Origin of the sequence: Streptococcus sp. VTCC 12886, from assembly GCF_049893425.1 — a bacterium.
Classification (GTDB): domain Bacteria; phylum Bacillota; class Bacilli; order Lactobacillales; family Streptococcaceae; genus Streptococcus; species Streptococcus suis_AA.
Genome location: NZ_JBMVJB010000008.1, coordinates 21,076 through 41,661, shown reverse-complemented (window position 1 = coordinate 41,661; position 20,586 = coordinate 21,076). Strand labels below are relative to the sequence as shown.

The following is a 20,586-nucleotide window of genomic DNA, read 5'->3' as shown; positions in this document are numbered from 1 at the left end:
CTCCATCTGATGGTTTATCAAATGGAGTTACACCTACGATGATTGATGTCCAGTAAATACAGTATCCTATATTAGAATACGAATATAATACTTGTCAACAAAATTTGTTGATACACATTTCCCTTCGACAGTCCTAACTGCATCAGGTTCGATGGGTATAATCTCAGCCTCTTGGCACCCCAAATGTTCTATTCAATTTTACAAAAATATTTTATCATATTTTCGAGCTTACTGCAATTGTTTTTTAACTAAATTTAATCTTCTTTACTTATCGGCGCTAAGCTAGCCAAGACTTTTTTGAGTCCCATGTCGGGGAAATTGATTTTGAGTTCTTGATTGCTGCCTGAACCTGATACTTCAAGGACTGTTCCGCGGCCCCATTTCTTATGGACTGCGATGTCACCAACTGACCAGTTGGTGCCCGAGCTTGACGATTGGTTGCTTGATGCGAAGGGCATACTGCCTCCGAGCTTGGCGGATGGTTGTACGGCTGCTTTTCGACTTTGTAGGGCTTGTTGCAAGCTCATGGCTTGTCCAAACTGTGTCGCTCTGCCATTGACATAAGAAGCCTTAAAGCTAGTATTAGCTGGACGAGCAAGCCCTTGGTAGTCAAGGAGGTCACTGGAAATTTCACGTATAAAGCGGCTAGGTTGGTTGTAATTACTGCGACCAAAAAGGAGGCGTGAATTAGCATTTGTCAGGTAGAGAGTCTGCTCAGCACGGGTGATGCCTACGTAAGCCAAACGACGTTCTTCTTCCAATTCGTCCTCTTCTTCTGCTGCACGGCTGAGCGGGAAGACATTTTCCTCCATACCAATCAGGAAGACTACAGGAAATTCCAGACCCTTAGCCGCATGAAGAGTCATGAGGGTCACTTCTGAAGATTCGCTATCGCCATCATCTGTGTCAGCAATCAATGCCAAATCAAGCAGGAAGCGCGTCAACCGATCCAGACCTGTCTCTTCTTCCTCAGCATCCTTTTCGTCAAATTTTTTAGTAACAGAAAGGAATTCCTGGATGTTTTCAATGCGAGCATTGGCTTCCAACGTATTTTGTGCTGCAAGGGCATCAATGTAGCCTGTCTCCTGTAAGACAGTTTCTACCACTTGAGTAACTGTTAAGCTGTCCAGTTGATTACGGAGCTTATAAAGAAGATTGGCTAGGTCAAAGACCGCCTGTGCAGCCTTGCCTTTGATTGGTGACAGAATAATATCTTGTGATGCTTCCAGCAAGGACATGCCATGACTGGTCGCAAAATCACGTATCTTTTCAACCGTACCGGGGCCAACCCCACGCTTTGGCTCATTGACAATGCGTTCATAAGAGATATTATCTGATGGGTTGGCAATGAGGTTCAAGTAGGAAATGACATCCCGAATTTCCTTACGGCTGTAGAACTTAGTACCGCCAACCATTGTGTAAGGGATATTGGACTTGAGCAGAGCTTCTTCAATGGTACGGGATTGAGCATTGGTCCGGTAGAGAACTGCAAAATCCTTATAGGCCTTGCCTTCTCGGTGCAACTGGTCGATCTGACTCGCTACAAATATTGCCTCGTCATTTTCATCCCGAGCACGATAATAGGTAATCAAATCCCCTTGGGCATTCTGTGTCCAGAGTTTTTTCGGACGGCGATTGCGATTGTTTTCTATCACTTCATTTGCTGCCTGCAAGACGTTCTTGGTCGAACGATAGTTTTCCTCCAAAAGCACGACCTTGCTCTCTGGATAATCCTTTTCAAAGTCCAGGATATTTTGCATATCCGCACCACGCCAACCATAGATAGACTGGTCCGCATCTCCGACCACGCAGATATTCTTGAAACGAGATGCCAGGAGCTTAACTAATTGGTACTGGGCATGGTTGGTATCCTGGTACTCGTCGACATGGATGTACTGGAATTTCTGCTGGTAATAGGTCAGGACCTCTGGATTTTGGTCAAAAAGGCGGAGCGTCAACATGATCAAATCATCAAAGTCAACGGCCTCTGACTGTCTTAGCTCCTTTTGATAAGCCGTGTAGCATTTAGCAACAATCTGCGTATATAGATCGCCTGCCTGGGCTTCAAATGCCTTGTCATCAATCAAATCGTTTTTGGCATTAGAAATGGTTCCCAGGATAGAACGTTCACTCCACTTTTTCGGATCTAAATTAAGATTTTTCAAAATCCGTTTCATAAGGGTGCGTTGCTCACCTGGATCGACAATCGTAAAATTGCGATTATAACCAATATGGTCAGCATCACGACGCAAAATCCGTACGCACATGGAGTGGAAGGTAGCTATCAAACAATCTTGAGTAGCAGGATTGAGAGCATAGGCCCGCTCCTTCATCTCACGCGCCGCTTTATTCGTAAAGGTAATAGCTAAGATATTCCAAGGATTGACCATTTTTTCTTCAATCAAATAAGCGATACGGTGAGTCAGAACTCGCGTCTTACCCGAACCAGCCCCTGCCATAATCAATAGCGGTCCTTCTGTCGTCTGCACCGCTTCTGCCTGTCTGTCATTCATTCCGTTTAATAATGGGTTCATTTTCTCATACTTTCTTAGAACTTGTATTTACAAGTAATTTACTTTCAAATAGAAGATCGTTTATAGCTAATCAAGGTATTTTTTTGAGGAAATACCGACTGTATTTTTGGAAAAACAAACAATGAATAGCTGAAAAACTAGCCTTAGATGGAAGTACTACACTGTGAATACAGGTTCGTTATAATCATACCCTCCATTATACCAAAAAAACTCTAGATAGGCAGTCGACAACGTGAGAACCACCGCCCAAAAAAGCCCAGAGAACATCTCTGAGCCATATTTATCAACTTAAATTGATTATTCAGCACCCAAGGCAGCTACTGTGATGTAGTTGTAAGGTTTGTTGAAGTGTGGCAAGAAGAACAAGTCTGTCAATGCCAATTTTTCGATTGTTACACCTTCTTGGATTGCCAATGAGAAGAGGTGGATACCCAATGAAATATCTTCACGAGCAGCCATTTGTGCACCAAGAACACGACGTGAATCTTTATCGTAAACAATCTTGAGAGTTACAGGGAAATTACCATGTTCAATGAATTCTGGTTTTTGGTTATCAGTAACTTCAGTAACTGCTGCGTTAAAGCCAAGACGAGTAGCTTTTTCAAGTGTCAAACCTGTTGATACAAGGTTTAATCCATAGATAGAGATACCGTTAGAACCTTGTACACCGATACCTTCAAGGTCAGTGCCACAGATGTTGTGAGCTGCTACGATACCAGTACGTACCGCGTTTGAAGCCAATGCGATGTAGCTTGTGTCGCCAGTAGCATTGTCGTAAATTGTTGCACAGTCACCAATAGCGTAAACGCCTGGGATTGAAGTTTCTTGGCGTTTGTTTACAAGGAAGGCACCATTGCGGAAGCGCTCAATTCCTTCACCTGCAAATGCAGTGTTTGGACGGAAACCAACTGCCAAGATAACCATGTCAACATCGTATTCGTTCTTGTCTGTGATAATTTTTTCAACTTTGCCATCACCAGCAACTTCTTTAACAGTTTCACCGAAAGCAAGTTTGATACCATTGTCTTCCAAGTTTTTAGCCATAAGGTCTGACAAGTCGCGGTCATAGTAACCAGCTAAACATGTATCAACAACATCGATAAGGACTACTTCTTTACCTTTACGTTGGAACGCTTCCGCAAGCTCAACACCAATATAACCAGCACCTACAACTGCTACACGATTGATATCTTTGTTTTTCAATTTTTCGATAACATCAGCTGAGTTTTGGTACAATTTAACAAATTGCAAGTTTTCAAGAGTTGCTTCAAATTCAAGAGAACCTTCTTTAATTTCAGCGCCTTTGATTGGTGGCAAGATAGGTTGTGAACCAGTTGCGAGAAGAAGTTTGTCAAATGATTCAACATGTTCTTGACCATTTACAAGCGCAGTAACTGTTTTAGCATCATAGTCAATATTTGTAACAGGTGACTCCAAATAAACTGTAGCTCCCAAACTCTCCAACTCTTCTTTGTTTGAGTAGAAAAGTCCTTCTGGACCAGCAATTTGCTCACCAATCCATAAAGCCATTCCACAACCCAAGAATGAAATGTTTGAGTTTTGGTCAAATACAACGATTTCATTTTCTTGACCATATTTTGTTAACATAGTTTTGATTGCGGCAGTACCAGCGTGGTTAGCACCAACAACAACGATTTTAGACATAGTAAAATCTCACTTTCGAAAATATATTTTTTTACAAATTATATTATACAATATGAATGTTACCGATTTCAAAGAATATGCTCAGAATATCACATTTTTTAAATTTAATTGATTATTGCCAAAATAGGTATTGATTGATATGCAAAAAACCTAGATTCCTCTAGGTCTTAGCTTAACGTACTTGTTCAAAACGCAAATGCACAATAATCTTATCAGCATAACCATTACGTTCCAAATCACGTTGTAAACGATAAGAAATATAATGTTCTGCGATTGAGATATAACCCGCATCAAGCAAACGATGTTCAACCTGAGATTGAACCATACTAATGGTAGGTCGCTCTGTATGAGCTTCTTCCAAGTCAAGAACAACTTTTTTGGTTACCTGAGCAAGATTCTTGCGCCAAGTTTCATCAATAACATAAACTGTTTGGGCTGCCTTGAGAATAGCTTGATAAATTTTTTCTGGATCAAATTCAACAATTTCTCCGCTACGTTTAATGACTTGCATAAAAGCTCCTTTCTGGTTTTCAGTAAACCCTTTCATACTTATATTATCTAGGTTTTTCACGGTTTTGTCAAGTTTCTTTTTTCATTCTGTGATATAATGTCAATATTACAACATAAAGGAGAATACCATGTCTACTGCAATGCCAAAGCGTCATGAAATTGACGTTCAACTTACTTGGAATACCAATCTGATTTTTCCAGATAATCAGGCCTATAAAAATGCCTTGGCAACCTATAAAAAACAAGTTGAGAATTTTGAAGCAAGTTACAAAGGGAAATTAACAACACTTGAGACCATTGTGGCAGCTCTAAAAGAATATGAAGGCTTAGCTATTTTAGAGAGTAAATTATCACACTACGCTTTCCTACCCCTTGAAGTTGATAAAATGAACACCGAGTTAGCCAGTTTGTCAAATGACTTTGACTTGACAATTGCCTACACAATTCCAAAATTGTCTTTCTTACCTACAGAACTGAGTTTACTAGACCAAGATGTATTGGAAAGTGTGATTACTGACCAACCTCAGTGGAAATCATACATCCAAAATATTATTCGTCAAAAACCATACCAGCTTCATCCTTTACAAGAAGAGCTTCTTGCAAACTTTGCACCAACATTTAGTCAGCCTTATAACAATTACGGTGTGACCAAGTTTGAAGATATGACTTTTGATAGTTTTGAAGCCAATGGTGAAACACTTGGAAACAGCTATGTTCTCTTTGAAAATGATTATGAACTCAGCCATGATACCGAAATCCGTCGCAATTCAGCTGCTGGATTCTATTCAACCTTGAAGAAATACAAGAATACAACTGCAGCGACTTATTTGTCTCATATCAAAAACGAACAAATCGAAGCTCGCTTGCGTGGATTTGACAATACGATCGACTTCCTCTTGCATAGCCAAAATGTCTCTCGCGACCTCTTCGACCGTCAGATTGATGTCATCATGAAAGAATTGGCTCCTCACATGCGTCGCTATGTGAAATTGGTTGCTAAGGCTCATGGTTTGGATAAAATCACACACGCTGACTTGAAAATCAGTCTGCCATCTGAATACAACCAACGCATTACTCCTGAAGAATCCAAACAATTCTTGATTGACTGCTTGGGCATTCTTGGTGAAGATTATGTGAAAATGATTGAACAATCATTTGATGAGCGTTGGATTGACTTTGCTCAAAATGAAGGCAAGGCAACGGGTGGATTCTGTGCTACCTTGTATGATGGACCATCTTACATCTTACTTTCATGGACAGGTTTGATGAATGAGGTCTTGGTATTGGCTCACGAATTAGGACATGCTGGTCATTTCCAATTGGCTAAGAAACAAAGTGTGCTAAGCTATGAACCATCACTATACTTCATCGAAGCTCCATCTACTGCAAATGAGGTCTTGACATGTAATACCCTCTTGAAAAACAATCAAGATCCTGGTTTCCAAGCCTATTTGATTAGTGAATTGATTAGTCGCACCTACTTCCACAACATGGTGACTCACTTGCTTGAAGCTGCCTTCCAACGTGAAGTCTACACTCGCCTTGATAATGATGAATATCTAAATGGGGACATTCTCTGTCAAATCAAGCTAGACATCATCAAAGAATTCTGGGGTGATGACTTTGAAATCGGTGACGATGCAGGTCTTATCTGGATGCGTCAACCACACTACTACATTGGTTTGTATCCATATACCTACTCAGCTGGTTTGACCATCGGTACTGCTATGGCTAAGCAATTGGAAGAAAATCCTGAAGAAGTTGTTGAAAAATGGTTGGAAACCTTGTCACTCGGTGCAAGTCTTTCTGCTCAAGACCTTGCTAAACACGCTGGTGTTGACGTTTCAACAGATCAACCTCTTAAAGAAACCATCGCCTATGTAGGTTCATTGGTTGACAAATTAGAATCTTTAATCTAATAACTCTTAAAGGCTTGAACAACTTGTTCAGGTCTTTTCGTTTATTTTTTCCTGATACCAATTTCTAACATAGATCAATTCGTCTTGACTTAGAAAGTGGCCTTTGTCAAAACGAGCTAGGTTGGCTTTGGGAAAGGCTGACGCTTGCCAATCATCTACAAGATTTTCAAGAGCAACTTGGTCGACGAGTTGGTCATTCTGCCCTAGTGTAATCAAAATCTCTGCTCTGCTATTTTCCATAGGAAAAGCATAATCTAAGGCTGAAGGGTGGTGCAAGATATAATTGTCCGCCAGATTTGACTGTTTGGTTAACAAGACCATGATGAAGTTGGCACCATTTGAAAAGCCAACGAAGGTAACCTGCTGGTAGGGCTGAATGTCTGAGTCCTGCCAAAAATCCAGAAAAGCCGACAAGCGCATTTCAACATCGACAAGATCCAGCTGACCATCAATCAGCGGGGCAAAGAAACGCCTTTTCCTACCTTGTCCCCAACTTCCATCCAAGGAAAGGATAAAAGCTTCTGGATCCAGCTGTTGGCGGAGAAAGAGCATTGATTCCTTGTCGCCACCTGTACCGTGGAAAAAGACCAAGAGACGGGGTCTGGTCCCTTTGATAAAGCGATAATCCATACAAATTTTCTCCTAATAACGTTGATCGAGTATTTTTTCAATTTCTAATCGTTCTTGCTCTAAGAAACTTGGTAGAAATAATTCAACTTCATCTAATTTGGATGATTGATTTGGCATTGGAGCTTCTTTATCACCATTTATCGTTGCAACCTCAAACATGAGATAATTTGGTGCTCGGAAGTACAAGGAATGCATGAAATCTCGATTGATAATACCAGAGTGTGGACAATTTTGAAGATTCAAATGGTCAACCATTTCTTCTAAATCAGATTCATCTAGAACGCCGAAAGCCACATGATGGATACCGCCAACACCGATTACACTGATTTTTGATTCCTTATCGACCATAACCTGCACTCGGTGTTGAAACTCGTTATCAAATACTAGTGAAATAACTTCTTGTCCTTGGTATTCAAATCGATTTTCTTCCACAAAACCAAAACGGTCCTCAAGTAATTCAATTAGAGCTTTCTCTTCACGAACCCGCATTTTTATGCCAGCTATGCCTACAATTGCTGCAGCCGCAGGAATGTCCTTGATCTCAACAGGTAGCATCTCTCCTATGGATTCATGGTATGTTAAACCAAGCAACTGACCATCCTCATCTTGGAAATTCAAGATATGCCCGCTTCCAAAAGCCTGAATCCCTTCGTTTACCACTTCAAACTCTGTCAATCTTTTCTGCCAAAATTCCAAGGCAGTTAAATCTTTGACTAGAAAAACGGTTCTCTCCAATCGATTTGCTCCCTCCCGTTGTCGAGCTAGTGTCGGCATATTAAAAATAGTGAATTCCGTTCCAAATCGACCTTCTGCATCTCCAAAAAACAAATGATACATAGAAGAATCGTCCTGATTCACCGTTTTTAATGTTAATTTCAAGCCTAGAATATGGTGATAAAAATGATAGGCTTGATGAATATTTCCTACCAAGCTTGAAATGTGATGAATACCTGTATTGTTCATAAGAATACCTCTTAGATTATGATACAATTATTTTATCACTAGTTATTGATATTTTAAACTATCTTGTTTACAATTGTTATCCAAATACCAAAAAAATTCCCTAACCATTGCTGATTAGAGAAGGATATTTCTTAAAAAATGAGACCATATAGGGCAGCCGCTAGCAAGCCTCCGATGATCGGACCAACTACTGGTACCCAAGCATAACCCCAATCCGAATCACCCTTGTGCTTCAACGGAAGAATGGCATGCATGATACGAGGACCAAGGTCACGCGCAGGGTTTAGGGCATATCCTGTGGGACCTCCTAATGATACTCCTAGAGATAGGATTAAGCCACCAACAATTATGGTACCAAGTCCTGTAGGAAAATCATACTGACCGAAAGCCAATAATCCCAAGACCAAAACAAAGGTTCCAATTGCTTCGCTAATTGTATTGGAAACAAGGTTGCGGATGGCAGGACCAGTAGAGAAAGTTGCCAATACAGCGCCTGTGTCCTCAGTAGCGTCGTAGTGATCTTTGTACATGAGGAAAACTAGGATACTACCGATAAAAGCTCCGATAAATTGAGCAAGGATATAAGGGACTACAGACCCCCATGGGAGATTTCCTGCAAAGGCCATTGCAATTGATACAGCTGGATTGAGGTGGGCAGGTCCCAATAAGCCACTCACAAAAGCTGCCATGGCTACTGCTAGACCCCAACCAATTGTAATTACAATCCAACCAGCATCCTTAGCCTTACTCTTATCTAGTACTACTCCTGCTACCACACCATTGCCTAGTAAGACAAGTAAGGCGGTACCCAACACTTCACCGATTAATTCATTTGTCATCATGCACCTCTTTCTATTTTTCTTTTAAATAGGTCAAATCATTCTTAACAAGTGTATCTGCCAACAATTGTTCCTGTTGTGCTAGTTCTTCTTCTGACCAAGCATAGTAAGCAGCCATCTCTTTCAAAATGTCTGGTGCCACCGCATCCAACTGATCACGCATAAAGAGCATGTAATTGGTACGACGGAGAAGATAGTCAACTGCAGTCAAGGTCATCTCTTCCTTCATAGCATAGTAAAGGGAAAGCAAATCACGCTTGTTCAAGCCAGAAACGGCCTCTACTTTATGGTTTAATGCAAAGACTTTTGGCGCATTTGAGCCGTACAAGTTTGCCAAGTAAAGCGCATCATCATAGACAAGACCTTTCTTCACACCTAGTTGAGCAAGATGTTCGATTTCTTCTGCAACGTTTGCCGGGTTCAATTCACCACCAGAGACTGGATAGGTTTTAGAATTGATGAGTTTAAAGCTGCGACCGTGTTCTTCTTTGAGGATGTCTGCAACCTTTTCTATTGCTCCTTCGGCCATCTTACGGAAGTCTGTGATTTTACCACCTGCAAGAGTCAGCAAACCATTGTCATCGCGATCAAGTGCAGAACCGCGTGATACAGCAGATGGATTCAGGTGTTTTTCAGAAACACTGCCTTCCAAATGTGTCAAATCTTGCTCCACATCGTCACGACTCTTTTCATTGTTCAAATAACCTTTAACTGTTTCAATCAAGCTATTGAAGCTCTCATCGCTGAGTTTTCCGTTGTTTCCACCGTTGTAGTCAGAAGCTCCATTTCCAGACAAGAGGGGACGAAGACCTGCCCAACCGCTCTCAATGTCATCCAAGGTCAAGTTTGCTTCTGGGAAGCGATTGTTGACAATATCAAGCAGATAGTCAACGTCTTCTTGGGTTACCATCGGATTCGCCAAATCGCCAGTGTAGTCTGTATCTGTTGTACCAAAATAGGTTTTATTTTCACGTGGAAGGACAAAGACCATTCGACCATCTGCGTGACCTGTATCAAAGTAAGTTGGCTGAGGAACAGACAAGCGAGAGCTATCGACAACTAGGTGTACACCTTTGGTTGGACGCATCTGGAGAATGCCTGAGCCCTCGCCACCCAGATTACGCACTTCATCACTCCATGGTCCTGTTGTATTGATGACCAAACGAGCATGAATTTCAAAGGTGCTATCTGTCAGCAAATCACGAGCAACAATTCCGATAACTTTACCTGACTCATCCTTGATAAATTTCTCAGCTTTGACACGGCTGGCAATCAAGGCGCCGTCTTTGGCTGCACGTTTGATGTTCTCAATGACCAAGCGGGCATCATTGTTGCGGAAGTCGAGGTAGACACCGCCACCAATCAATCCTTCTTGCTTCAAGTTTGGTTCACGTTCAATGACTTCTTCTTTAGTCAAGACCTTATTGGCCATTGCAGTATTGTTGACTCCAGCTAAGAGGTCATATAAGTCCATGGCTACTTTCAAACGGAAGAGGCTAAAGGTAGAACCTGGCTCATCATAGACTGGTAAAAGCATTGGATCTGGCTTTGGAATATGTGGGGCAATATTTTGTACTACAGCACGTTCAGATACGGTATCGGATACCACTTCCACGTCAAATTGTTTCAAATAACGTAATCCACCATGCACCAATTTTGTTGAGCGACTGGAAGTTCCTTCTGCAAAGTCTTGCATTTCAATCAAGGCTGTTTCCATGCCACTTGCTGCTGCCTGTAAAGCCACACCAGCACCCGTAATACCACCACCGATAATGAGGAGGTCTAGTTGACGATCCTGCATTCGTTCAATGGCTATGCGTCTTGTTTCTTTTGAAAATTCCATACGATTCACTTCCTAACTTTTGAATAGGACTGTCTAGCAAGAGGAAAGCCTTCTTTCCCCACGCTAACAAGTCCTTTATTGCTCTTCATCCACTTCTGCAAATAGTTGAGTTGCTGCGACAGCTTTTTTCCATCCCTTGTAAAGTTTTTCTTTACGAGCTTCGTTCATGGTTGGTTGGAAAGATTGGCCGACAGCGTTGAGTTCTTTCAATTCATCCAAATCATTCCAGAAACCAACTGCTAAACCTGCCAAGAATGCTGCTCCAAGAGCTGTAGTTTCAAGGTTTTGAGCGCGTGCGATTTCAATACCCAAAATATCTGCTTGGAATTGCATGAGGAGGCTGTTCATGGCTGCACCACCGTCAACCTTCAAGACAGAAATATCAATACCCGTATCCAATTGCATGGTATCAATAACATCACGAACTTGGTAGGCAATGGATTGAAGAGTTGCTTTGACGAAGTCTTCTTTTGTTGTACCACGTGTCAATCCAAAAACAGAACCACGCGCATCTGAATTCCAATACGGAGCTCCAAGTCCTGTAAAGGCTGGAACAACATAGACTTCATCATTGCTGGTAGATTTGCGTGCCAACTCTTCTGACTCAGGCGAGGTTGTCACCATTCGCATGCTGTCACGGAGCCATTGAACCGCCGAACCAGCGATAAAGATAGAGCCTTCCAAAGCATAGTATACTTTACCATTGATACCATAGCCAATCGTCGTTAATAGATTATTACGAGACAACTGCATCTCCTCACCTGTATTCATCACGATGAAAGAACCAGTTCCGTAAGTATTTTTCACCATACCTGGCTCAAATGCCAGTTGTCCAAATAGGGCAGCCTGTTGGTCACCTGCCATGCCAGAGATTGGCACTTCTGCGCCATAGAAATGGAATGGAGCTGTCTTTCCATAAACTTCAGAGTTTGAACGAACTTCTGGCAACATGGCTTTTGGAATGTTGAGAAGAGATAAAATTTCATCATCCCATTTCAACTCTTCAATATTGAAGAGCATGGTACGAGCTGCGTTTGAATAATCTGTCACATGCTGTTTGCCATCTGTTAACTTCCAAACTAACCAAGTATCAATGGTTCCGAACAAAATCTCACCTTTTTCAGCACGTTCCTGCGCCCCAGGGACTTGATCCAAAATCCAACGAACTTTGGTTGCTGAGAAGTAAGCATCCACTACAAGGCCTGTTTTTTTATGAATCATATCTGCGTGACCATCCGCTTTCAGCTGGTCAGCAAGATGAGCTGTTTGGCGAGATTGCCAGACAATGGCATTGTAAATTGGAAGACCTGTTTCCTTATCCCAGACCACCGTTGTTTCACGCTGGTTGGTAATACCAATTCCTTCAATCTGATCAGGACGAACACCACTTTCGATAAAGGATCCTGCAATGACTGACTGGACCGAATTCCAAATTTCATTGGCGTTATGTTCAACCCAACCTGGTTTAGGGAAGATTTGCGTAAACTCTTTTTGGTAACTGCCAACTTTCTCACCTTTTTTATTAAAGATGATGGCACGTGAACTTGTAGTTCCTTGGTCAATAGCCATGATGTATTTTTCAGTAGACATAGGTCTCCCTCCTGTTTGTTTATATTTTTTGAAAACGCTTCCGTTTTCTTAGTAACTCTATTCTAACCCATTCTCGGGAAAGTATCCTATCAATTTTTTTAAAAAAATAAAAAAATTTGATATAAGTGAGCTAGAAAGTCCAGCAAATCAACGAATATCAAATTTTTTCAAGCAACTATTTAGTTCCTGCTAAAGATATTTTTTCAATCAGTTACCGATGTTCTATTGGAAAAGGTGTTTGAGTTGCAATTTTTTCTGATTGTCTTGCCTTTTGATTGTACAGCTCTTGTATAATAGATTTCAATTGTACAACATCATACATTTTTAATTGAGTTCCTAAATAATAAATAGGGTATGACGATTCGTTAAGGTAGTCAGTGATAATGAAATCATAAGTTTCTCCATTCTGATAGGGGTCTATAAGCACCTGACGATTGCCTTCAAGCTTTTCTCTCAACTGCATTAATAAAGGGTAGGATAAAACCTCATGCAAAGAAGATGCGAAACCAATTTTGACCTGTATCGGCTTTATCTGACTAAAATATACATATAAGGCTTTGATTTTTGGAGAATAGCTAGCCATTACCTGATCAGCATCTAGACTTCTATGAAAAGCTGTTTTAAAGACATTTTTTAATAATTGGGCTGATTCGTCTTCAAATGAAAGTTCTTGTACCACTTCAAGTTCAAGCGAAGATTGAAAGAAATACAATTGACTCATGGTCTGATTCAAATGATAAAGGGCCTCTTCTGAAATCGACAAGGACTCTCCTAGGTGTGAACGAAAAACGTGCAAAGCAAGTGACGTTGCTTGCATAATTGGACCCCCAAAGCCCAGAACCTGTTCCAACTGATGTGGTTCTAAAATAAAGTGACTAAACAAAAATGCAAATAAAGCCATGATATCCCCTTCCTGAAAGGAAGCAGATTGTTGTTGTCCCACTGTCAGATACATCTTCCGCAATTGTCGATAAAATTTATGGTCCTGATAAGGTCTCATGAGGCTATACAGTGACCTATAATCTAACTGTTGTAACTTAGACCGTTGTTGTGAAATCATCAACCATAATAAAAGACGATAGGCCTGTTTAGGATTGAGTTTTGACTGATAAAAGCGTTCAAATAAGGGTAATAAGGCGTCCAAATGGCGTCTGGCAAATTCCTCTTGGTATTTGGAGCTAACAGTTGTCAAGAGGAGGACTTGATGTAAAAAATACCGGATTTGAAGCTCGCTTCCTTTCAACCGGCCGCTTTTAATGGCGATGCCGAATTCAGCCAGTAATTGGTTTAGTGATGCGAGATGGCGATTGAGCGTTGCCTCACTAATTAGTAATTCTTGAGACAATGTCTGTAAAGAAACATCTTCTTTATCTAATAAAAATACAATGATCTGATACTTGATACTTGGCTGAAAAAGATAAGATAATATTTGTTGCTGACTTAGTCGAGCATCTTTTTGTAAAGAAACCTTTTCTTCCTCAAGGTGAAATAAAAGACCCAATTCTGCAGCATGCGACTCTTCATTAAAAGAATCTATATAGCGCAATAAAGTTGATTTTGTCAGATCTAAATGGCGACATACATCTTTCAGCAAGGGAGCGTCTTTTCTGTTTTCCACAAACAGGAGCAACTGATAAATAGCTCGTTCGCGCTTTTCCAATAGGGAATCAATCTGCATAGTCAACCTCCGTATGTGCTAGGTTTTCTTGCCGAATATATTCCTGAGCTGCTTCTACCATCATTGGCACCAAGGGAGTCTTACCTGGAAGACATAACCAAGATTGTTGGACTAGATCAAATACTGTTAAACCATTTGAAATAGCAAGTGACAAGGCATCCATTTGTTCAATATGATCGACAACCGAAACGAGTTGACCTCCTACAATCCGTCCATTTTTATCTACAATCAATTTAAAATCAGCCATTTCTGATTCCCATTGACTGTATGGGCTCCTCATCCGAATCGACTTACAATTCAGCCATAAATTTGCTTCACTTTCTGTTAACCCAATACTAGTCACATAATAGCCAAACAAGCGACTCGATACAATCCGTTGGGTTTTCTTCAATGGAATACTCTGCATCACTAAGTTCTGAGCAGCTAGTCTACCAGTTCGGATAGCATGATGAATCATTGGAAGATATGCTTGGCCAAAATATTCTACTGGTAAACTAACCAAATCTCCCACAGCAAAAATATTTTTCTGGCTGGTTTCAAGATACTCATTTACCCACACAGTACCTTCAACGTTTATTCTCAGGAGATTTTTTACCAATTGAATATTGGGTATTAAATTCGTTGATGGAAGAATAAAATCAGCTCGATACTTTCCATTTACAGTCCGGCAAATAACTTGCTTTTCCTGCTCATCTATCTCAATCTGATTCACAGTTTCGGATAAATGTATTAGAATTCCTCTTTGTTCCATTTCCAGACGTATGGGCTCAACCATCTCCTCATCAAGATACTTCGCCAACAGGGAATCTTGCGCCTCGAACACATGTAACTTCAAATTCATTCGACTCAGAGCATCCAAGCTTTCTAATCCAATCTGCCCTGCTCCAATCACTGCAATAGTTTTTGCTTGCTTTATTTTTTCTAGACTTCTTTGCGCTTGAGTAAGGGTCTTAGACCGGATCAAGTAGTCTTGAAGTTCTTCCTGGCCCCATTCCCACGTTTGACTGGCACCCATAGCTAAGATCAGACGATCATAGCTTATTTCACTGATGACATTTTGCTGTCTTAATTTAAGCCGATTCGTTTCAGGATTAATGGCTAAACACTCAGTTTCAAAGAGATAGGTAATGGTAGTCTGCAATAGTTCCTTGTACAGAGAAATCCTTGCTTCCTCCCATTCAGTCAAGCGATCTGACAATTTCCAGTTTAAGGCATTTGGAAAAAAGGCAACATCCTTTTCTCGATCAATCAATGTAATCTGAGCATCTTTATACAATTTTCTACACTCCAAAGCTGCACTCAACCCAGCAAATGAAGCTCCGATAATAACAATTTTCATACTTGCTCCTTCATCCTTTTTTGTCATTATAACAAGAAATTAACAAGAATGGAAAGGCTTGCAACTGGAAAATGGAGAATGGAAAATGATTTTTAGAAATGTTGAGCTTTCTAATATTTGTTTATCTAAGAAAAAAATAAGAACACGGATTTTCAAATTACTGATTTAAAAATCTGTGTTCTTTCTTATAATTTCAGAAAACAAACAGTCATTGTTTATTTATTGTATCTCAGCTCGGGTTAAAACACTTCGCTTTTGGGTTTTCCGGCTCAGGTACGAATAGTTCACTGAACTATTCGTATCCCCTGACTTTCCTCACTTTCGTGTTTTTAGGCTCGGGTTAAAAACGTCCACTGGACGTGCTCGCTTTCTTGTTTTTAGGCTCGCGTTAAAACAGTCACTCCCCTGACTGTTTTAATAATCCGGTCTGACTACTCCGGTGACGGTGGCTTTTGTTGCTTCATAATCGCCGTCTACAACGACCTTGATGATCCGTTTTGCATCTTCAATAGGACATGGTACGAGTGGTAGGCGAAGTGGTCCAACTTCAAATCCTAGATAATTTAATACTGCTTTCACCGGTGCAGGGCTTGGATATGAGAATAAGGCATTGACTTTCGGAATAAATTTCCGTTGAATGGCTGCTGCCGTTTTGATATCTTGCTGAGCGATAGCGGAAATCATTTCGTACATCTCATCACCATTAGTATGGGACGCAACAGAGATGACCCCATCAGCTCCCAGATTCATTGCATGGAAAGCATCACCATCTTCACCAGTGTAGACTAAGAAATCTTCTGGTTTGTGCTCAATCAAATAAGCCATATTGGCAAGGCTAGTACACTCCTTGACACCGATAATATTAGGATGTTCAGCCAAACGCAACATGGTTTCAGGAGTCATTTCCACCACTACGCGTCCAGGAATATTGTAAATAATGATTGGTAAATCAGAAGCGTCAGCAATAGCCTTAAAGTGCTGATACATTCCCTCTTGAGATGGCTTATTGTAATAAGGGACAATAGCCAAACCAGCTGCAAAACCGCCAAAAGCTGCAACTTCTTTGGCAAACTCAATTGAGTCACGGGTATCGTTGGTACCAATACCAGCAATTAGAGGAACACGGCCATTGACAATTTTTTGAACTGCGCCAAACAACTCCAATTCTTCTTCGTGTGTCAATGTCGGACTTTCGGCTGTTGTACCTGCTAATAAAATACCTTCCGTATGATGTGCCAACAAATGCTCAATTAATTCTGGTAAAACGTCAAAATTAATAGAACCATCTTCTTTGAAAGGGGTAATCATCGCTGTGATGATTTTTACATCACGTAAATCTTGAATAGACATCGTACTTCCTCTCTTATTATTGCTAAAAAAGGCTGAGCGCAGCCTTTTGTGTACTTCTGTTAATAAGTTCTTATTTCAATTCAAATTTCAGCTCTGCTGTTGGACGAACAAGACCACGTTCATGAAGTGTTTCTGCGATTTGAACTGAGTTCCATGCAGCACCCTTCAGCAAGTTATCTGAAACAACCCACATATGGATACCATTTTCCTTGTCCAAATCCTTACGAATACGACCAACGAAGGTATCACGACTTCCAACAGCATTGACTGCTTGAGGATAAATTTGGTTGGCAACATCATCTTCGAGAACAGCACCTGGGAAATCAGCGATTGCTGCTTTAACTTCATCAATCGGAGCAATCTCTTTTGTCTCAATGTAAACAGATTCTGAGTGAGCTGACAAAACTGGAATACGAACACAGGTTGCAGAAACGGCAATACTATCATCTTCCATGATTTTCTTCGTTTCCTTCGTCATCTTCATCTCTTCGTAAGTATAGTCATTTTCAGTGAAGAGGTCAATCTGAGGAAGTGCATTGAATCCAATTGGGTAATGTTTCTTATCACCACCAGAAGGAAGAATGTTTGCTTCAACAGCTTTTGGCTCAACACCATCATTCAATACAGCTCGAAGTTGAGCCTGCGTTTCTAGGATTGCACCCATACCTGCACCAGATACAGCTTGATAAGTTGAAACGATAATCCGTTCCAAGCCCCACTTCTGACGAATTGGTTCCAAAGCAACCATCATTTGAATAGTTGAACAGTTTGGACAAGAGATAATTCCATTATGTGCATCCAAAGCATGTGCATTAACCTCAGGAACAACCAAAGGAACATCAGGATTTTGACGGAAATAAGAAGTATTATCTACAACAACTGCACCCGCCTTAACAGCGTATGGAGCGAACTTAGCAGATGTAGAACCACCAGCTGAGAAAAGTGCAATATCAACACCTTCAAAGGCAGTTTCAGTTGTTTCTTCGATAACAATCTCTTGTCCTTTAAATTGAAGGGTTTTTCCCGCAGAACGAGCAGAAGCTAATAAACGTACTTTTTCGATTGGAAGAGTTGATTCTTCCAACATTTTAATCATCTGCTCACCAACTGCACCTGTCGCACCAACGACAGCCACTACATATGCCATAAGTATCTCCTTTAGATCAATTCTTCAAAATTTTCTAAAAATTTATTATTTCTTAATTATACCACATTTTATATAAATGAAAAGTATATAAATGAAAAAAAAGCCCACCATAAATGGTGGGTAAGGGCATCATTGCTGATGAGAATAGCAGGTTCACAACAACTATTCAAGGTCCGCTCCTGCGTTTCAATTAAATGAAGACCTCCCTAGCGTCGAATGTGACTAAGTCACTACTCGGCTCATCGCATGTACCTATTCTATCATAATTTGACAATTTTGCAAGTCTAATTACTCAATACGCTCTCGAATGGTTACGAACACCTTATCTCCAGGTTGCTTACCTACCGATTGCAACGCTAATAGCCTTTTGGATACCTAGGATATAACAAATATTGCCTACTTCATCCTTCATTCCCATATTGACAATAGAGCCATCATAGGGATGCCCATCAAAAGTCGCATGTACTTTTGCTCTCCCCTTCCCGAATTCCTGACGGATATCATATGGCAAAATAATATATGCTCCACCCTTATCTGAGACAGGAAGCATAACTGCTTGAAATTCATATACTTTTGTCATCATTCAACCTATAAATACTTACTTGCTTCACGAATCGATAAACTTGCCATTTGATGTTGGTATTTTCCCAGAAAGTCTCGAACCCAATGAGGATTAGTCTTCGAATAATCACGCAAACTCCAACCAATCGCTTTAGTGATAAAAAATTCAGGCTGATTGAGATTATTGACGAGGATCTTCTCTAATAGTACTATATCTGTCTTTTCCTTTTGCAAAAGCTGATGGTCAATAGCAATTCGCCTCAACCAGAAATCCTCATCCAAACTCCAGTCAATCATCACCTGCTTGGCCTCTGGATTGTCCAAAACAATTTTACCAACGAGTTTGTCCAATCCGTCAATACTATCCCACCAGGACTTCGTCTGGGCAAGTTTTTTAAGCAGGGTAAATCAGCTAATACTAGGTTTTTCTTATGAGCCACGAGGTAATCAATAGCGACATATTGAAATTCACGGTAGGGTTTGCCCCAACAAGCCTCTACAAAATCCCAGTCAAGTTCTGGCGTTTTGAAGTCTTTGAAAAATTGTTTGGCAGCTTTTCTACGATCTGGACTACGAACACCTAAAAACTCAAAGTTGTTTTTCATATAGGCTTTCATAGGCTGTGCCTGACCTTTTTCTGCCAGGGCCAACAATCGTTTTTCCAATTCTACAAAATCCAATTTAGTCACCTACAAGAGACTTTTGGAGCCAGACGATATCATGCCAAGTGCCAAATTTGTATCCAACTTTTTTAAAATGAGCCACCTGCTCATAACCTCTCTTTTCATGCAAGGCAATGGAAGCAGGATTTGGTAAGGCAATGCAGGCTAAAAAGTTTTTGAACCCACGCGCAGTCAATTCTTCCTCCAAAGCAGTGTATAGCAAGGTTCCAACCCCTTTTCCACGCGCTTCTTTTTGAACATAGACCGACAATTCCACCGTCCAATCATAGGCTGCACGAGCATAATAGGTCGATGCGTAGGCATATCCCACTATCTGTCCTTCTTCTATTGCGACCAGATAAGGGAATTTTTCCATAGTTTTTTTAATTCTATTTTCAAAATCTTCTACTGTAGGTACTTGTGTTTCAAAAGTAATGGCAGTTTTTTCAACATATGGGGCATAAATGGCCACCAAATTCGCCGCATCTTCAAACTGCGCATTCCGAATCTCTATCATTTAATTCTCCAATAGCTCCCTGTCATAAATGGTATAGTCACAACGATAGATAATCAAGCGTTTGCCATCAACTAAAAGTTCAGAAGTCTTTGGTGCATCTGAAGCATATAGCGAAACTTTATCTCCAACATATGTTGCTAAAGGTGTACCATTTTGTGACCGAATAAGTACCACCTTTGCCTTTCCGGTAAAATCATTTTTCAAACTTGAAACCATGCGATTCACCAAGGGAATCGAACGGTCATAATTCGCAATATCTACCGTAGTTTGGTATTTGGCATAAAGATCCTCCAGACCCTCTTCTGCAGCAATTAAAGAAGAGCCTACATGGTCGATTTCATAATTACCGAGCGTCACTTTTAATACCGAAGAATCTGAATTCGAGTAGCCTTCAGCATCCACAGAGTCAAACTCTTGGTTGCGAGAAATTGACAAGGACTTCCCAGACATTTCATCAATTAATTGAGAATTTTCATCAAAAGTTCGAACGGTCATTTCTAGACCAATCCATTCTTCCTTGGTGTTCTTCAACCAGTTCGTAATCGATTGACAGGCTGATAAGGAAACCAAGCTAACGAGCAACACAACAGACAATAAAATCTTTTTATTCCATTTCATATAACACCTCCAAAGTGTGATACCTTATTGTAACATGGAAAAGTTTAGTTGATATAAAAATTTAACTGTCTTTTATAAATAATCAGGCAACCATAAACAGTATTGCCCTTTTTCAAATTGAAAAAAAGCTACCGAAATCTGATTTGCATCAAAAAACTTTTTAAAAATTGTAAAAATAAGTCTGTGGTAACTTTTAAAAGTTTAAAACGTATCATTTTGTT

At 40.5% G+C, this 20,586-nt stretch carries 15 protein-coding genes, 2 pseudogenes and 1 riboswitch; of the genes and pseudogenes, 1 reads left to right on the top strand and 16 read right to left on the bottom strand.

Annotated features, from left to right (window positions below):
* Positions 1-102: 102 nt before the first annotated feature.
* Positions 103-192: riboswitch (TPP riboswitch) on the bottom strand.
* A gap of 62 nt (positions 193-254) precedes the next feature.
* From pcrA to ACPC57_RS03730, 3 genes are all read right to left on the bottom strand, one after another.
* Complete coding sequence (gene pcrA / locus ACPC57_RS03740; protein ID WP_434066338.1) at positions 255-2,534, bottom strand: DNA helicase PcrA; 2,280 nt, start codon at positions 2,532-2,534, stop codon at positions 255-257.
* A 297-nt stretch (positions 2,535-2,831) separates the two neighbouring features.
* Positions 2,832-4,199: a H2O-forming NADH oxidase gene (gene nox, locus ACPC57_RS03735; protein ID WP_217375008.1), complete on the bottom strand. Its 1,368-nt coding sequence runs from the start codon at positions 4,197-4,199 to the stop codon at positions 2,832-2,834.
* A gap of 172 nt (positions 4,200-4,371) precedes the next feature.
* Positions 4,372-4,710 (bottom strand): ATP cone domain-containing protein, encoded by a 339-nt coding sequence (locus tag ACPC57_RS03730; protein ID WP_024397113.1) that lies wholly within the window; start codon positions 4,708-4,710, stop codon positions 4,372-4,374.
* 127 nt (positions 4,711-4,837) lie between these two features.
* On the opposite strand from ACPC57_RS03730, the gene pepF reads away from it, so the two are divergent.
* The gene (gene pepF, locus ACPC57_RS03725) at positions 4,838-6,628 is read left to right on the top strand and encodes an oligoendopeptidase F (protein ID WP_434066337.1); all 1,791 of its coding nucleotides are present in this window, start codon (positions 4,838-4,840) and stop codon (positions 6,626-6,628) included.
* Between the two features lie 27 nt (positions 6,629-6,655).
* On the opposite strand, the gene ACPC57_RS03720 is transcribed toward pepF, so the two are convergent.
* The 13 genes and pseudogenes from ACPC57_RS03720 to ACPC57_RS03660 all read right to left on the bottom strand — a co-directional run bounded on the left by ACPC57_RS03720 (position 6,656) and on the right by ACPC57_RS03660 (position 20,365).
* A complete protein-coding gene (locus ACPC57_RS03720; protein WP_434066336.1) occupies positions 6,656-7,258 on the bottom strand; it encodes an alpha/beta hydrolase in 603 nt (200 codons plus the stop codon).
* Between the two features lie 12 nt (positions 7,259-7,270).
* Complete coding sequence (locus tag ACPC57_RS03715; RefSeq protein ID WP_434066335.1) at positions 7,271-8,221, bottom strand: VOC family protein; 951 nt, start codon at positions 8,219-8,221, stop codon at positions 7,271-7,273.
* A gap of 131 nt (positions 8,222-8,352) precedes the next feature.
* Positions 8,353-9,060, bottom strand: a complete 708-nt coding sequence (locus ACPC57_RS03710; protein ID WP_277837240.1) for an MIP/aquaporin family protein — start codon at positions 9,058-9,060, stop codon at positions 8,353-8,355.
* 13 nt (positions 9,061-9,073) lie between these two features.
* Positions 9,074-10,903 carry a type 1 glycerol-3-phosphate oxidase gene (glpO, locus tag ACPC57_RS03705; protein ID WP_434066334.1) on the bottom strand — a complete coding sequence of 610 codons (1,830 nt, stop codon included), beginning with the start codon at positions 10,901-10,903 and terminating at the stop codon, positions 9,074-9,076.
* Between the two features lie 75 nt (positions 10,904-10,978).
* On the bottom strand, positions 10,979-12,493 hold the full coding sequence (gene glpK / locus ACPC57_RS03700; protein WP_434066333.1) for a glycerol kinase GlpK: 1,515 nt from the start codon (positions 12,491-12,493) through the stop codon (positions 10,979-10,981).
* A 211-nt stretch (positions 12,494-12,704) separates the two neighbouring features.
* Entirely contained in the window at positions 12,705-14,171 is a 1,467-nt protein-coding gene (locus ACPC57_RS03695) for a helix-turn-helix domain-containing protein (RefSeq protein WP_434066332.1), read from the bottom strand.
* Positions 14,161-15,510 (bottom strand): FAD-dependent oxidoreductase, encoded by a 1,350-nt coding sequence (locus tag ACPC57_RS03690; protein WP_434066331.1) that lies wholly within the window; start codon positions 15,508-15,510, stop codon positions 14,161-14,163. Before ACPC57_RS03690 ends, ACPC57_RS03695 begins: the two co-directional genes overlap by 11 nt.
* A 414-nt stretch (positions 15,511-15,924) precedes the next feature.
* Positions 15,925-16,860, bottom strand: coding sequence for a 4-hydroxy-tetrahydrodipicolinate synthase (gene dapA, locus ACPC57_RS03685; protein WP_130554620.1), 936 nt, complete (start codon positions 16,858-16,860; stop codon positions 15,925-15,927).
* Between the two features lie 70 nt (positions 16,861-16,930).
* On the bottom strand, positions 16,931-18,007 hold the full coding sequence (locus tag ACPC57_RS03680; RefSeq protein ID WP_418127359.1) for an aspartate-semialdehyde dehydrogenase: 1,077 nt from the start codon (positions 18,005-18,007) through the stop codon (positions 16,931-16,933).
* Positions 18,008-18,295: 288 nt separating this feature from the next.
* Positions 18,296-18,587, bottom strand: a pseudogene (locus ACPC57_RS03675) (DUF1905 domain-containing protein).
* Positions 18,588-18,595: 8 nt separating this feature from the next.
* Positions 18,596-19,248 (bottom strand): annotated as a pseudogene (locus tag ACPC57_RS03670) (DNA alkylation repair protein).
* 1 nt (position 19,249) lies between these two features.
* A complete protein-coding gene (locus ACPC57_RS03665; protein WP_418127357.1) occupies positions 19,250-19,747 on the bottom strand; it encodes a GNAT family N-acetyltransferase in 498 nt (165 codons plus the stop codon).
* Positions 19,748-20,365, bottom strand: coding sequence for a DUF5052 family protein (locus ACPC57_RS03660; RefSeq protein WP_418127356.1), 618 nt, complete (start codon positions 20,363-20,365; stop codon positions 19,748-19,750).
* Positions 20,366-20,586: the final 221 nt, after the last annotated feature.

Coding starts and splice junctions, on each gene's coding strand:
- pcrA (WP_434066338.1), bottom strand. CDS start 2,534: ATGAACCCATTATTAAACGGAATGAATGACAGACAGGCAGAAGCGGTG.
- nox (WP_217375008.1), bottom strand. CDS start 4,199: ATGTCTAAAATCGTTGTTGTTGGTGCTAACCACGCTGGTACTGCCGCA.
- ACPC57_RS03730 (WP_024397113.1), bottom strand. CDS start 4,710: ATGCAAGTCATTAAACGTAGCGGAGAAATTGTTGAATTTGATCCAGAA.
- pepF (WP_434066337.1), top strand. CDS start 4,838: ATGTCTACTGCAATGCCAAAGCGTCATGAAATTGACGTTCAACTTACT.
- ACPC57_RS03720 (WP_434066336.1), bottom strand. CDS start 7,258: ATGGATTATCGCTTTATCAAAGGGACCAGACCCCGTCTCTTGGTCTTT.
- ACPC57_RS03715 (WP_434066335.1), bottom strand. CDS start 8,221: ATGAACAATACAGGTATTCATCACATTTCAAGCTTGGTAGGAAATATT.
- ACPC57_RS03710 (WP_277837240.1), bottom strand. CDS start 9,060: ATGACAAATGAATTAATCGGTGAAGTGTTGGGTACCGCCTTACTTGTC.
- glpO (WP_434066334.1), bottom strand. CDS start 10,903: ATGGAATTTTCAAAAGAAACAAGACGCATAGCCATTGAACGAATGCAG.
- glpK (WP_434066333.1), bottom strand. CDS start 12,493: ATGTCTACTGAAAAATACATCATGGCTATTGACCAAGGAACTACAAGT.
- ACPC57_RS03695 (WP_434066332.1), bottom strand. CDS start 14,171: ATGCAGATTGATTCCCTATTGGAAAAGCGCGAACGAGCTATTTATCAG.
- ACPC57_RS03690 (WP_434066331.1), bottom strand. CDS start 15,510: ATGAAAATTGTTATTATCGGAGCTTCATTTGCTGGGTTGAGTGCAGCT.
- dapA (WP_130554620.1), bottom strand. CDS start 16,860: ATGTCTATTCAAGATTTACGTGATGTAAAAATCATCACAGCGATGATT.
- ACPC57_RS03680 (WP_418127359.1), bottom strand. CDS start 18,007: ATGGCATATGTAGTGGCTGTCGTTGGTGCGACAGGTGCAGTTGGTGAG.
- ACPC57_RS03665 (WP_418127357.1), bottom strand. CDS start 19,747: ATGATAGAGATTCGGAATGCGCAGTTTGAAGATGCGGCGAATTTGGTG.
- ACPC57_RS03660 (WP_418127356.1), bottom strand. CDS start 20,365: ATGAAATGGAATAAAAAGATTTTATTGTCTGTTGTGTTGCTCGTTAGC.